The sequence below is a fragment of the Comamonas testosteroni ATCC 11996 genome (genome assembly GCF_000241525.1).
Classification (GTDB): Bacteria; Pseudomonadota; Gammaproteobacteria; order Burkholderiales; family Burkholderiaceae_C; genus Comamonas; species Comamonas testosteroni.
In genome coordinates this window covers 56604-70270 of record NZ_AHIL01000044.1, presented here as the reverse complement: position 1 = coordinate 70270, position 13667 = coordinate 56604, and the positions used below count along the sequence as shown (strand labels likewise).

The window sequence follows — 13667 nt, the reverse complement described above, 5'->3', positions numbered from 1 at the left end:
ATCGAAATTACTTTGGCTCCTCAACCTGGGCTCGAACCAGGGACCTACGGATTAACAGTCCGGCGCTCTACCGACTGAGCTATTGAGGAAGAAGACCTAGATTATAGGGTGTAAAAATGAGCTCGCAGGAAGTTCATCACAATTTCATTAAATTCTCTGTGCCTGATACCCGAACAGGCCGCACCGTTCACGTGGATTGGCGGCGGCGCTATGCTTTTGATGATTGAACAGTGCGGTGACCCGGTGGTTGCTGCACGCCGTATTGATATATGACTGTACGTACCATTTTGAAGATGGGTGATCCCCGTCTGCTGAAGCTTGCCAAGCCGGTGACTGAATTTGATACGGATGCACTGCATCTGCTTCTCAAGGATTTGCTGGACACCATGCATGCTGCCAACGGTGCCGGCTTGGCGGCGCCGCAGATCGGTGAGGATTTGCAGATGGTGGTGTTTGGCTCGGGTGAACCCAACCCTCGTTATCCGGATGCCCCCATAGTGCCCCGCACCGTGCTGATCAATCCAGTCATCACACCCATCGGTGAAGAGGAGCAGCTGGACTGGGAAGGTTGCCTGTCTGTTCCCGGCCTGCGGGCCATGGTGCCACGCTGGAACAAGGTGCGCTACACCGGCTTTGATATCTACGGCGACCCGATCGACCGCACGGTCGAGGGCTTTCACGCGCGCGTGGTCCAGCATGAGTGCGACCACCTCTGGGGCAAGCTCTATCCGATGAGGGTGCGCGATTTCAGTCGTTTCGGCTTTACCGATGTGCTGTTTCCCGGCATCGCTCAGGCCGAGGAAGACTGATCGGCGCACTGACAAGCGCTCCAGGTCTCTTTTTACTCTTCTCTACTGGATGCAAGACACAACGGGGAATGTGTCTTGCATCCTTTTGTTCTTTATGGAGGGCATGGAAGCCGCGATGGACGTGATCTGTGTCAATTTCCAGTGCCTGATCGCAGCCAATGAGTGTTCCTTTTTGCTTTGGAAAGGTTCTGGTCAGCACTTTGTATACAAAACTGTAGACAATTTTGGTGTCCTGGCAACGTACAGTCTCGACTCATGCCCTTCTGGGTATGGCTTTGATTGCGTAATGGAATAGTCCGTCCGGCGGATGTCATGCAATCAAAGGAGATTGAAAGACTGACTTGGGTGAATGAAAGAGTGGTTTGCTCTTTTCTATAGGTCGGATCGCTCTCGCAGAAGAGCGACTGGCTGCAGCACAAGGCCTCGCTGGGGCGATTGGAAAAGATCGCTGCCGAAAGAGTTGCTGCAAGTCGACCAGACAGAGCGAAAGGCCTCTAGAGCCTTGGTGAGTAGGTAATTTAGGAGACAAAGATGAACGATCAGACCGGAGCATCCAGGGATGCGGCCGTCAAGCGCCCCGAGGATGAGAATCTTGGCGTCACCGCCAACCTCATGTATGGCTTGCAACATGTGTTGACCATGTACGGCGGCATCGTGGCGGTGCCTCTGATCGTGGCTGAAGCGGCTGGCATGTCCGCTGCCGATGCCGGTCTGCTGGTGACCGCCTGCCTGTTCATGGGTGGTGTGGCAACCTTGCTGCAGACGCTGGGCATCCCTTTCTTCGGCTGTCGTCTGCCTCTGGTTCAAGGCGTTTCATTCGCAGGCGTGGCCACCATGGTCAGCATCCTGCACACCGGTGGCGGCATGCAGGGCGTGCTGGGGGCTGTCATGTACGCCTCGGTACTGGGTCTGATCATTGCGCCGGTTTTTTCGCGCATCACCAAATTTTTCCCGCCGTTGGTCAATGGCTGCGTGATCACGGTGATCGGCATGTCGCTGATGCCTGTGGCTGCGCATTGGGCCATGGGCGGCAATGCCAAGTCTGCTGATTACGGCAGCATGGGCAATATCGGTCTGGCCGGTCTGTCGCTGTTCATGGTGCTGCTGTTCAGCAAGCTGGGCAATGCCATGCTGTCGCGCCTGTCGATTCTGGTGGCGATCGTGGTGGGCACCATCACGGCCGTCTTCATCGGCAGGGCCGATTTCTCGCAGGTGTTCAACGGCCCCATTTTTGCGGTGCCCACACCTTTGCATTTCGGCTGGCCCACTTTCGACATGGCGGCCACCATCTCCATGTTCATCGTGATTCTGGTGATCCTGGTGGAAACCTCGGCCGACGTGCTGGCCGTGGGCGAAATCGTGGACAGCCCTGTGGACGGTCGCCGTCTGGGTGATGGTCTGCGCGCCGACATGCTCTCCAGCATCGTGGCTCCCATCTTCGGCGGCTTCACACAAAGCGCTTTTGCGCAGAACGTGGGTCTGGTGGCCGTGACCGGCATCAAGAGCCGCTTCGTGGTGGCTTTCTCCGGCCTGATCCTGATCGTGTTTGGCGTGCTGCCGGTGATGGGCCGCATCGTGGCCTGCGTACCTCCGTCCGTGCTGGGCGGTGCCGGTCTGGTGCTGTTCGGTACCGTGGCTGCCAGCGGCATCCGTACCCTGGCCAAGGTGGAATACAACAACAATATGAATCTGATCATTGTTGCCACCTCGGTGAGCGCGGGTCTGCTGCCAGTGGTGGCACCCAAGTTCTATGACCAGTTCCCCGCATGGTTTGCCACGATCTTTCACTCGGGCATCAGCGCAACGGCCCTGGTTGCCGTGACCCTGAACCTGCTCTACAACCACTTCAAGCAAGGCAATTCCGATCAGCCTTCCGTCTTTGAAGCCGGCTATGGCCGCGCTCTGAGTCAGCATGTGCTGGAAGCCCTGGCCGATGGCGACCGCGTCGAAGGTGGCAAGGTCTACGACAAGGAAGGCAAGGAAGTGCCCATCATTCCGGTCAAGCCGGCACATGGCCACTGAGCCGAGATCAAAGTGCGCGCGGTGGGGTCTGACCCCGTCGTGATTTACACCGCTATCCCGAGGGATAGCGGTTTTTTTATGCCAGGCTCAAAAGCTGCTGACTTCAAGGAGTCCGGGGCAGGACATCGGCGGCCCTTCAGTGAGACACGCCCAAGATGGCATGCAGGCGCGCGCTGGTTGTCGTGTATTCGAGCAAGGGCTTGCTGCCTTGCAGATATTCGGCGGCTGCAAACGCGGCCATGGTGGCCTCATGAAAGGCGCAGAGGATCAGCCGTTTCTTGCCGCTGTAGCTGACGATGTCGCCGATGGCATAGATTCCCGGGGCGCTGGTGGCAAGCGTTGCCGGATCCACCGCCAGTTGCTTGCGCTCCAGCGCCAGGCCCCAGTCCGTCAAAGGACCCAGCTTGGGTGAAATGCCCTGGTAGACCAGCAACTGTTCGACAGGCCGCGTATGTTCGTCGCCTTCGCCATCCATCCATTGCACGGCCTGCAGTCGGCCGTCGCCGTGCCGCACTTCGGTGATCTGGCCGATCAGCACTTCGACAGCGCCAGATTCGCGCAGTTGCTTCAGCTTAGCCAGTTGCGCAGGCTCGGCATTGAAGCTGTCACGGCGATGCATGAGAACGGTTCTGGCCGCGCTTGAACTGCAGGCAATGGCAGCTGCTACGGCTTCCTCATCGCCGCCATAGACCAGCACCTGGCGGCCTGCGGCCATATCCAGCTGCTGCGGGTGATAGTGCAACTGGCCCGTGCCGAGTTCATCCACACCCGGTGCCTTGAGGGCCTTGGGCACGAACGCGCCAACGCCTGCGGCAATGAAGACGGTGCGGGTGTGGAACAGCGCTCCTGCCGTGGTGCCGACCTGCCAGCGCCCGTCGTCAAGGGCTTGCAGAGTCTGTACTTGCTGGGACAGATGGCGGACCACCTGCATGGGGGCGATCTGCTTTTCCAGCAGTTGCACCAGCTCCAGGCCCGTGCAGACGGGAATGCCGGGAATGTCGTAGATGGGCTTGTGCGCGTAGAGCTGGCTGCACTGGCCGCCCACATGGGGCAGGGCATCGATCAAATGGGCTTGAATGCCCTGCAGGCCAAGCTGGAAGGCCTGAAACAAACCCGCCGGACCTGCGCCAATGATGATGGCGTCGGTTTCCACGGCGGGTTGTAGCGAGAGGGAAGCGTTGGTCGTTGCGTTGGACAGGCTCATGCAGGCAAGCGTAGCGCAGTCCGCGCCCAGACTGGCTTAGCGCTCCAGCAAATCCACTTTGTTCGGCTTGCCATTCCACTCGTCGGCGTCGGGCAGCGAAGCCTTGCGCTTGGTGATGCTCTTCCAGCTCTTGAGCTGGGACAGATCCACGTTCAGCTTGATGAAGGCCAGTTGATCGGCAGGCACATCTTCTTCGGCAAAGATGGCATTGGCCGGGCACTCGGGAATGCAGACGGCACAGTCGATGCATTCATCGGGATCGATCACCAGAAAGTTGGGGCCTTCACGGAAGCAGTCCACGGGGCAAACGTCCACGCAATCGGTGTACTTGCACTTGATGCAGTTTTCGGTAACGACGTGAGTCATTGAGAATCTTCTTCTTGGGTGGGGATTGGTAAAACCCCGTGATTTTAGGTTTTTTCCCGCGCAGCGCCAGTGCCAGGCTGGATAAGGCCGTATGGAGATCTGGTTTGACGCTCAGATCGCCGTTGCGGCCCTGTCTTCATCGGCTTCAGTTCACCAGCGCAGCACCGGCTGTTGCATTGCTGGCGGTGTCCACCAGAATCAGCGAGCCCAGCTGGCGGGCTTGGGTGAAGGGGGCGGCCGGAATGGCTTCCTGCAGCACCAGCTCCACCTGGCCGATGGCATTGGCCTCGAGCTGCTGGGCGTCTTCCTTGGCCAGTGTATTGATATTGAGGCGGTGCACCAAGCGGCGCGCCTTGGCCTTGACCCAGCGATGGCCATGCAGCGCCCAGTAGACACGGCCGGGCACCAGAGGTTCGGTGTCCATCCAGGCCACGGTGGCGGTGATCTCGCGGCTGCTGGGCCAGGGGCTTGCGGCAGCAGGGGCATCAAAGTCGTCCTCGGCCACTTCGGCTTGCACGGGGGCGGCAATGATCCAGTCGCCGCGCGAGACATCGACCTCGCGGTCCAGCGTGATGCCGGCGGACAGGCCCGCAGCCACTTCCTTGGGCGCGCGGGCGTGGTCTATGACCTGGGCAACGGTCGCGAGCTGGCCGCTGGGCAGAATCTGCACCTGGGCACCGACCCGGGCAATGCCCGTGGCGACACGGCCCCAGAACACGCGGCGGCCCTGGCTGGTGTCGGACGAGGAGGAGAACTTCTCCACCCACTGCACGGGGAAGGCCAGCGCCAGATCGCTGTCGGTGGGCGTGTTGGGCAGTTGCTCCAGCAGTTGCAGCAGGCTGGGGCCGTGGTAGCCGGCCCAGCCGTCGGTGCTGTTGACCACGTTGTAGCCCTTGAGCGCGGACACGGGCACGGTGGCCGTGATCTTGATGTCTGCGGAGGCCGTGAACTTTTGCAGCGCCGCGCTGATATGGGCAAAGGCCAGGGCCGGGTCCTGAACGGCGTCGAGCTTGTTGACGGCAAACACCAGCGAATTCACACGCAGCAGATGGGCCAGCAGGCTGTGGCGGCGGGTCTGGGGCAGCAGCTCCAGATCGGCATTCTTCCAGTCCAGCTTGGTGGCATCGACGAGCACCACGGCGGCGTCGGCGCTCGATGCTGCCGTCACCATATTGCGTGTGTACTGCTCGTGACCGGGAGCGTCGCCAATGATGAACTTGCGCGACTCGGTGGCGAAGTAGCGGTAGGCCACATCGATCGTGATGCCTTGCTCGCGCTCGGCGGCCAGGCCGTCGGTCAGCAGGGCCAGATCCGTCTCGCCGGACTTGGTGACGCCAGCCAACTGATCCTGCAGCACGGCGCGGGTGTCCACCAGCAGGCGGCCGATCAGCGTGCTCTTGCCGTCATCGACCGAGCCGCAGGTGATAAAGCGCAGCGCGCTGCTGTTATGTGCATCAAATTGGCCTGAAGCGCTTGATGGATTTGCGCTAGCAGCTACGGAATTAATAGTTTCAGTCATCGCATTCTTTCTAAAAACCGACATGTCCCAACTCAGAGACACCGAGGAAGCGCCGCCGCGCACCGAGGGTGTCGTCCCCTTCCGGAGCGAAGCTCCAGAGAAGGGGAAGGCGCGTAGCGCCTCAGGGGATGTCTTAGAAGTAACCGTCTTTCTTGCGCTTTTCCATGGATGCTTCGCTGGTCTTGTCGTCCATGCGTGTCGCGCCACGTTCGCTGACCTCGGCGGCAAGGGTCTCGATCACGATGTCTTCGGCCGTTGCTGCCGTGCTTTCCACGGGGCAGGTGCAGGTGATGTCGCCCACGGTACGGAAGCGCACATCGCGCTGCACGACTTCCTCGCCGTCACGCGGCGGGGTCAGTTCGGTCACGGGCACCAGCAGGCCCTTGCGCTCCACCACATCGCGCTTGTGGGTGTAGTAGATCGATGGCAGGGCGATGTTTTCACGGGCGATGTACTGCCACACGTCCAGCTCGGTCCAGTTGCTGATGGGGAAGACGCGGAAATGCTCGCCCTGTGCAATGCGGGTGTTGAACAGCGTCCACAGCTCGGGCCGCTGAGCCTTGGGCTGCCACTGGCCGAAGCTGTCGCGGTGGCTGAAGATGCGCTCCTTGGCGCGGGCCTTTTCCTCGTCGCGGCGCGCGCCTCCGATCAGGGCGTCGAAGCGGAACTCGTCAATCGCCTCCAGCAGCGTCACCGACTGGTGCACATTGCGCGATTCGCCGGGGTGTGCCAGACGCACAGTGCCGCGCGCCATGGAGTCTTCCACGCTGCGCACGATCAGCTCGGCACCCAGTTCCTTGGCTCGCTGGTCACGGAAATCGGTCACTTCGGGGAAGTTGTGGCCGGTGTCGATCATCAGCAAGGGATAGGGAATGCGGCCCGCGCCGAAGGCCTTTTCGGCGCAGCGCAGCATGACCAGCGAATCCTTGCCGCCCGAAAACAGCAGGGTGGGGCGTTCAAAAGTCGCGGCCACTTCGCGCAGGATGAAAATGGTTTCTTCTTCCAGTGCATCCAGGTGGCGGTTGCTGAGATGGCTCAACACGGAAGTATCCACACGAGCGTTCATTTTTTATCCAATCAAATAATGCTGTAGCGCTTATAGATATTGGGCTATCAGCTATCTTTTTAAATCGACGGCTTACAAAACGGGCGCGCTGCAATTCCAGGGGCAGCAAGCAAGAGCCGCCTTGCGGCGAGGCTGCCGTCCCCCTCCCGAAGAGAGAGGGGAAGCCGCAAAGCGGCTCAGGGGGAGCACGTCAGTGACTCAAATGAAGTCCGCATTCGCGGTTGTCTTCACCCTTGGTCGGATCCACATAGTCAAAGTTGTTGGGCAGGCCGTGCTTCTCGCAGTATTCGTACAGCTCCTTGGACGACCAGTGCAGCAAAGGTGCAACCTTGATCAGACCGTCGGGATTGATGCTAACGGACTCCATCTGCGCACGCACGGCGGTGTCGGTGGCGCGCAGGGCGGTGAACCAGACCTTGGGTGCGGTTTCGCGCAGGGCGCGGGCAAAAGGCTCCAGCTTCACTTCTTCCGTGAAGGCCGCATGGCGCGGATCGTCCAGCGCTGGCGTGGCGCCTTCCACGGCCTCGCGGTGGGCGCGTGAGCGCAGCGGCAGGTAGATCTTGAGGTTGAGCCCAAGCTGCTTGGTCACCGCATCGGCAAATTGATAGGTGGCTTCGGTGTTGTAGCCGTTGTCCATCCAGACCACGGGCACGTCGGGGTTGGCGCGCGTGACCATGTGCAGGATCACCGCCTCGAAGGGGCGGAAGTTGGTGGTGACTATGGTGGGCTGATCCAGGCCCACAGCCCAGTTCACCAGCGCCTGGGCGTCGCGGCCCAGTTCGGCATTGATTTGTGCCAGATCCAGGTCGAGGGTGCTTACGGGGGCGAGCTGGCTCATGCTTGCACCTCTACGAAATGGGGCTGTGTGTGCACGGCATCGGCCTGGTAGAAACCGCCAAAGCGCTCGAACTGGCGCTGGGCATCGGCGGCGTCCACGCCTTCGCGCAGCACGGCGCTGCTGAAGCCCGTGCGCTCCATCTGAACCAGCTGATCGATCAGCACATCACCGGTGGCACGGATATCGCCCGCAAACTTCAGACGGCGGCGCAGCAGATAGGCCTGGCTGAAGGCGCGGCCGTCGGTGAAGTTGGGGAAATGCAGATCCACCTGCGTGATGCCGTCCAGATTTACCTCAAGGGCGTTCACATCGTTGGCCAGCACCAGCACATTGCCGGTGCTCTCGCTGGGGGCCTGGTATTCGTTGCTTGCCAGAATTTTCATGACTCTATCCTTGTTCTTATGGCTTCAGGCCAGCGCTTCTTCTTCGGCTTCCACAGGGTGGCGGGCTGCCTTGCCGGCTTCCTTGAAGGGGTCCAGGCCGATGCGGCGCACGGCGTCAATGAAGTGCTCGCCGGGCTGGCGCAGGTCGCGATAGGTGCTGAGCACGGCCTCGATCACATCGGGCACTTCGGCTGCGCTGAACGAGGGGCCGATGACCTTGCCGGCCACGGCCTGGCCGGACAGGGTCGAGCCGTCGGAGCCGCCCAGCGTGACCTGGTACCACTCCTTGCCGTCCTTATCCACGCCCAGAATGCCGATATGGCCGCTGTGGTGGTGGCCGCAGCTGTTGATGCAGCCGCTGATGTGCAGATCGATCTCGCCAATGTCGTCCAGCTCGTCCAGATCCTGGTAGCGGGCCGTGATGGCGTCGGCAATCGGCAGGCTGCGGGCATTGGCCAGCGCGCAGAAGTCGCCGCCGGGGCAGGCGATCATGTCGGTGAGCAGCGCCACATTGGTGCTGGCCAGACCCAGGGCCTTGGCCTCGGTCCACAGTGCATGCAGCTGGCCGACCTGCACCCAGGGCAGCATCACGTTCTGGTCGTGCGTCACGCGGGCTTCACCGGCAGAGAACTTGTCCACCAGATGAGCCAGTGCGTCGAGCTGTTCGCTTTGTGCATCGCCGGGGGCCTGGCCCACACGCTTGAAGGACAGGGTCACGGCGCGCAGACCGGCCACGCGGTGGGCGTGGACGTTGCGGGCAATCCAGCGTGCAAATGCGGGTTCCTTGGCGGTCTGGGCAATCAGGGCCTGCTCATCGCCTGCGGCATCGGCCACGACGGGCAGGGCGGGCGTGGTGAACATGGCAGCCACGCGATCGAACTCGGCCTGGGGCACGGTGTGAGGGCCGCCGTCCACTTCGACGATCTGGCGGAATTCCTCTTCCACGGCATCGATATAGGCCTGGCCTTCGGCCTTGACCAGAATCTTGATACGGGCCTTGTACTTGTTGTCGCGGCGGCCCAGCTCGTTGTAGACGCGGACGATGGCCTCGATGTAGTTCATGATCTGGTTCCAGGGCAGGAACTCGCGGATCGCGGTGCCGATCACGGGCGTGCGGCCCATGCCGCCGCCCACGAAGACCTTGAAGCCGATCTCGCCGGCTTCGTTCTTGACCATGTGCAGGCCCACGTCATGCCAGCCCGTGGCGGCGCGGTCCTCGCTGGCGCCGGTGATGGCGATCTTGAACTTGCGTGGCAGAAACGCGAACTCGGGGTGCAGCGTGGTCCACTGGCGCAGGATTTCTGCGTAGGGGCGGGGGTCGATGATCTCGTCGGGTGCGATACCGGCCAGCGCATCGGTGGTGGTGTTGCGGATGCAGTTGCCGCTGGTCTGGATGCCGTGCAGGTTCACGGATGCCAGCAGATCCATCACGTCGGCGGACTTGCTCAGAGGAATCCAGTTGAACTGCACATTGGTGCGGGTGGTGAAGTGGGCGCAGTTCTTGGGCAGATAGGTCGTGCCCAGCTTGCCCTGGCCTTCCAGAGCCTGCTTGAAGACTTCGGCTTCGGGCTCGTCGTACTCGCGGGCCACCTTGGCCAGCACGCGGATCTGGGCCGAGTTGATTTCGCCGTAGGGCACGGCCACGCGCAGCATGGGGGCATAACGCTGCACATACCAGCCGTTTTGCAGGCGCAGCGGGCGGAAGTCGTCTTCCGTGAGCTTGCCTGCCTGCCAGCGTTGGAGCTGGTCACGGAACTGGTCGGCGCGTTGCTTGACGAACGCTTTGTCGAAATCGGTGTATTGATACATGTCTTCAGTTCTTCCGTGGAGCGGATGCCTTGCCTCGGGTGGCACTGCACTTTGATCGTTGGTCAGAACTGTAGAGAGGCTTTATATAAAAACAAACGATTATTTAGTGCTTCATATATATCTGAATGAATATGTGAAGGGCTGCCAGAACGCTCTTACGGAGCTCCTGAATCAATTTCCTTTCTGCGCGCTTGCATTTTGTGAGCGCCCCTGTGCCGGGCATTCTCTAGAATCAAGGCTTGTTCAATGATTGAGGCGCCTGGATTGAAAGCGGGTGCCTGACTATGGAAATAGCCATACTTTTCGCTCTCATCTGTCTGAACGGCGTCTTCGCCATGTCGGAAATTGCGCTGGTCACCGCCCGCAAAACCCGCATGCAGAAACTGGTGGATGAGGGCGACAGCGGCGCAGCAGCTGCTATCAAATTGGGAGAGGACCCAACGCGTTTCCTCTCCACCATCCAGATCGGTATCACCTCCATCGGCGTGCTCAACGGCATCGTCGGCGAGGCGGCTCTGGCCGGCCCGCTGGAGAACTGGCTGATCACCCTGGGCATGACCCAGAAATACGCCGACTACCTCTCCACCGGCCTGGTGGTGGTGCTGATCACCTACTTCTCCATCGTCGTGGGCGAGCTGGTTCCCAAGCGCCTGGGTCAGACCCATCCCGAGGCCCTGGCGCGCCTGATCTCGCGTCCCATCAACTTCCTGGCCCTGGCCACCAAACCCTTTGTCTGGCTGCTGTCGGCATCGACGCGCGGTCTGCTCAAGGTCCTGGGTGTCAAGGAGAGCAATGGCAGCGTGGTGACCGAAGAGGAAATCCAGGCCATTTTGGTGGAAGGCCACACGGCCGGCGTGATCGAGTCGCAGGAGCACACCATGGTGCGCAATGTGTTCCGTCTGGACGATCGCCAGATCGGCTCGCTGATGGTGCCGCGCAGCGATGTCATCTGTCTCGATATCGACGAGAGCCTGGAAGAGACCCTGGCCCGTGTCGAACAGGCCGACCACGCGCGCTTCCCGGTCGTGCGCGGCGATATGAACAATATCGTGGGCGTGCTCAATGCCCGCCAGTGGCTGACGCAGGCCTTGCTCAACAAGGGCAGGCAGGCGCTCAAGGACCAGCCTTTGCAGGCTGCCCTCTATGTGCCCGAGACCATTACCGGGATGGAGTTGCTGGACAACTTCCGCACCTCCGATCTGCATATGGCCTTTGTGATCGACGAGTACGGCGAGGTGCAGGGCATTGTCACGCTGCAGGACCTGATTGAGGCGATTACCGGCGAATTCCAGCCACGCGACCCCGAAACCAGCTGGGCCGTGCAGCGCGAAGACGGCAGCTGGCTGCTGGACGGCCATATTCCCGTGCCCGAACTCAAGGACCGCCTGAGCCTGCATGCCGTGCCCGAGGAAGAGCGCGGTCGCTATCACACCCTGAGCGGCATGATCATGCTGCTGCTGGGCCGTGTGCCCACCGAAGCCGACGTGGTGGAGTGGGAAGACTGGCGCTTTGAAGTCGTGGACATGGACGGCAAGACGCTGGACAAGGTACTGGCGACCAGACTCGAGCCCCTGGTCACCGTGGCATCGTTAAGCAGCGAATAAACCTGGCTTCAGAATCAGGCCCGAAACGGCACGCAGCACTTCTCCGTAAGCGCTGCGTGCTTTTTTTTGCGAGTGGCCTTACCTGGGCTGCTGCTGGGCGCGGCTCCACAGACGTTGCGTACCCAGGGCCTGAGCCAGCCGGGCATCCAGCGGCAGCGGCTCGCCATGCAGGCGTGCCGCCAGCAGCTCGCCGCAAAGCATGGACAGCGTCAGCCCGCGTGAGCCCAGCCCCGTCAGCACCCACAGGCCCGGTAGATCGGCTGCCGACTGCCCGGCGGGGCCTGCCAGCGGCAGACGGTCATAGGCCGCGCAACGCAGGCGCGCCCAGGTGGCCGGCCGCTGGTCGGCATCGAAGAAGGAACTCAGCGCCTGCCGGCACCCGGGCAGCAAAGCGCCCAGCTTTTCGCCATTGCTGGCGTGGGCGGCCTGCTGGTCGGCGGCGGTGGGTGGCAGCTCGGTCACATCGCGCTCGAAGGTCGATCCCATGATCCACTGGTGCGCGCCAACCTGGTTGGCCGAGGGAAAGTCCGGCACGAGATTGCCATGACCGTTGACGGGGAAGGGCGGCATGGCCGCCAGCGTCCCGGCATCATGCTCGGCCACGCTGACCTGGCCGCGTATGGCTTGCAGCTCCCATTCCCCTGCTGCCAGGCCGCTGGCTTGCAACAAGGGCTTGGTGTCCGGGCCCAGGGCCAGCACCAGCATGGGGGCTTGGGCCTGGGTCTGGCCCTGGGCATCCAGCACTTGCCAGATGTTGCGCACTTCATCGCGCACCAGTCGTGAAGCTCGGGCATGGCCCTGCCAATGAATCCCGGGGGCTTGCAGCAGCGCGCGCACCAGTTGTGCGGGGCGTACCCAGCCAGCCTGCTCATGCCAGACGGCGTGACTGTCTGCAGGCAGCTTTGCCGCAGCCAGCTGAGCCGGCAGCGCAGGCGCACTCCAGTGCAGGCCCCAGGGGCTGGTCTCGCTGCCGGGTTGCAGCCATGACCTGGGCAGATGGGAAGGCTCGTTCAGGTCATGCTCGAGCACGCCGCCATGGGCCCAGTCCTGGGCTGGATGCAACTTTTGCGCTTGGCTCAGCTGCTGCAGATTTTGTAGCGTTGTGCGCACGCCGCTTCTGGACAGGCGCGACAGAACACTGTCATCGGGCGAAATATGCGGGCAAAACAAGCCGGCAGGCAGGCCTGATGCTCCTGCCGCAGGCTCGGCCGCCGCATCCAGCACCGTCACCTCCCAGCCGCGCCTGGCCAGACTGGCGGCAGCGGCGGCACCAGCCAGGCCCGCACCCAGCACCAGGCAGCGGCCGGCCTGGCCCACGGGCGCAGGCAGGCCGTCCGGGCGATGGCGCGGCTCCCATGCCGGGTTGTAGGCTGCATGCAGGTTATGGCGCTTGGGCGGCACGCCGGCGCGCTTCTTGACTTCGAAACCCTGAGCCTTGAGTGCCTGGCGCACATGGCCGGCCACGCACCAGGTGGCCAGCTGCGTGCCCCGGCGGCAATGGCGGGCAATGTTCTTCATGGCATCTTCATCCCACATCTCGGGGTTGAGCTGGGGAGAAAAACCATCCAGATATACGCTGTCCGCTGTCATCTGCTGCTTGCGCAGCATGGTCCCGGCATCGCCTATATAGAGCGTCAGCAGCACCTGGCCGTTGTCAAACGAGAGGCGATGCACGCCGGGCAGCAGTCCCCACCATTGCTCGGCCAGTTGTTCGCCAAGCGGGCGCAGCTCCTCATCGGCCGGCAGAAATGCGAGCAGATCCTCGCGCGAGACAGGGTAGGCCTCCACCGAGACAAAATGCAGAATGCGCGGGCGTCTGGGGTCGGCTTTCCATGCCGCCCAGGTGACCAGGAAATTCAGGCCGAAGCCAAAGCCGGTTTCCAGAATGCGCCACTGCGCTGCATCGGCCCAGGCAACTGGCAGATCGCAGCCACCGAGAAAAACCTGGCGTGCCTGGTCGAGGCCGCCGAACTCGCTGTGATAGCGATCGCCGAATCTGGAGCTATAGGGGGTGCCATCCGGCATCCATGTGATCGGTTCAGACATG

The 13667-nt window shown here is 61.9% G+C and carries 11 protein-coding genes and 1 tRNA gene; 3 read left to right on the top strand and 9 right to left on the bottom strand.

Annotation, left to right across the window (positions count from 1 at the left end):
* Positions 1 to 13: 13 nt before the first annotated feature.
* Positions 14 to 89: transfer RNA gene (locus tag CTATCC11996_RS21015), tRNA-Asn, on the bottom strand.
* 180 nt (positions 90 to 269) lie between these two features.
* On the opposite strand from CTATCC11996_RS21015, the gene def reads away from it, so the two are divergent.
* Both def and CTATCC11996_RS21000 read left to right on the top strand, forming a co-directional pair.
* The gene (gene def, locus CTATCC11996_RS21010; protein WP_003080185.1) at positions 270 to 809 is read left to right on the top strand and encodes a peptide deformylase; all 540 of its coding nucleotides are present in this window, start codon (positions 270 to 272) and stop codon (positions 807 to 809) included.
* 531 nt (positions 810 to 1340) lie between these two features.
* Complete coding sequence (locus tag CTATCC11996_RS21000) at positions 1341 to 2831, top strand: nucleobase:cation symporter-2 family protein (RefSeq protein WP_003080181.1); 1491 nt, start codon at positions 1341 to 1343, stop codon at positions 2829 to 2831.
* A gap of 136 nt (positions 2832 to 2967) precedes the next feature.
* On the opposite strand, the gene CTATCC11996_RS20995 is transcribed toward CTATCC11996_RS21000, so the two are convergent.
* The 7 genes from CTATCC11996_RS20995 to CTATCC11996_RS20965 form a co-directional block, all read right to left on the bottom strand.
* Positions 2968 to 4035: an NAD(P)/FAD-dependent oxidoreductase gene (locus tag CTATCC11996_RS20995; RefSeq protein WP_042438059.1), complete on the bottom strand. Its 1068-nt coding sequence runs from the start codon at positions 4033 to 4035 to the stop codon at positions 2968 to 2970.
* A gap of 36 nt (positions 4036 to 4071) precedes the next feature.
* The gene (fdxA, locus tag CTATCC11996_RS20990; RefSeq protein ID WP_003053491.1) at positions 4072 to 4401 is read right to left on the bottom strand and encodes a ferredoxin FdxA; all 330 of its coding nucleotides are present in this window, start codon (positions 4399 to 4401) and stop codon (positions 4072 to 4074) included.
* Positions 4402 to 4546: 145 nt separating this feature from the next.
* Complete coding sequence (locus CTATCC11996_RS20985) at positions 4547 to 5920, bottom strand: sulfate adenylyltransferase subunit 1 (RefSeq protein ID WP_003080176.1); 1374 nt, start codon at positions 5918 to 5920, stop codon at positions 4547 to 4549.
* A gap of 133 nt (positions 5921 to 6053) precedes the next feature.
* The gene (gene cysD / locus CTATCC11996_RS20980; RefSeq protein WP_003080167.1) at positions 6054 to 6986 is read right to left on the bottom strand and encodes a sulfate adenylyltransferase subunit CysD; all 933 of its coding nucleotides are present in this window, start codon (positions 6984 to 6986) and stop codon (positions 6054 to 6056) included.
* 190 nt (positions 6987 to 7176) lie between these two features.
* Positions 7177 to 7824, bottom strand: a complete 648-nt coding sequence (locus CTATCC11996_RS20975) for a phosphoadenosine phosphosulfate reductase domain-containing protein (protein ID WP_003080162.1) — start codon at positions 7822 to 7824, stop codon at positions 7177 to 7179.
* On the bottom strand, positions 7821 to 8207 hold the full coding sequence (locus CTATCC11996_RS20970) for a DUF934 domain-containing protein (RefSeq protein ID WP_003080160.1): 387 nt from the start codon (positions 8205 to 8207) through the stop codon (positions 7821 to 7823). The genes CTATCC11996_RS20975 and CTATCC11996_RS20970 overlap by 4 nt, the downstream gene beginning before the upstream one ends.
* Before the next feature lie 24 nt (positions 8208 to 8231).
* The gene (locus tag CTATCC11996_RS20965) at positions 8232 to 10016 is read right to left on the bottom strand and encodes a nitrite/sulfite reductase (RefSeq protein WP_003080158.1); all 1785 of its coding nucleotides are present in this window, start codon (positions 10014 to 10016) and stop codon (positions 8232 to 8234) included.
* 284 nt (positions 10017 to 10300) lie between these two features.
* Here CTATCC11996_RS20965 and CTATCC11996_RS20960 point away from each other — a divergent pair, with 284 nt between their 5' ends.
* Complete coding sequence (locus CTATCC11996_RS20960) at positions 10301 to 11620, top strand: hemolysin family protein (protein WP_003080155.1); 1320 nt, start codon at positions 10301 to 10303, stop codon at positions 11618 to 11620.
* Between the two features lie 78 nt (positions 11621 to 11698).
* On the opposite strand, the gene mnmC is transcribed toward CTATCC11996_RS20960, so the two are convergent.
* Complete coding sequence (mnmC, locus tag CTATCC11996_RS20955; RefSeq protein WP_034349880.1) at positions 11699 to 13666, bottom strand: bifunctional tRNA (5-methylaminomethyl-2-thiouridine)(34)-methyltransferase MnmC2/FAD-dependent 5-carboxymethylaminomethyl-2-thiouridine(34) oxidoreductase MnmC1; 1968 nt, start codon at positions 13664 to 13666, stop codon at positions 11699 to 11701.
* Position 13667 lies beyond the last annotated feature (1 nt).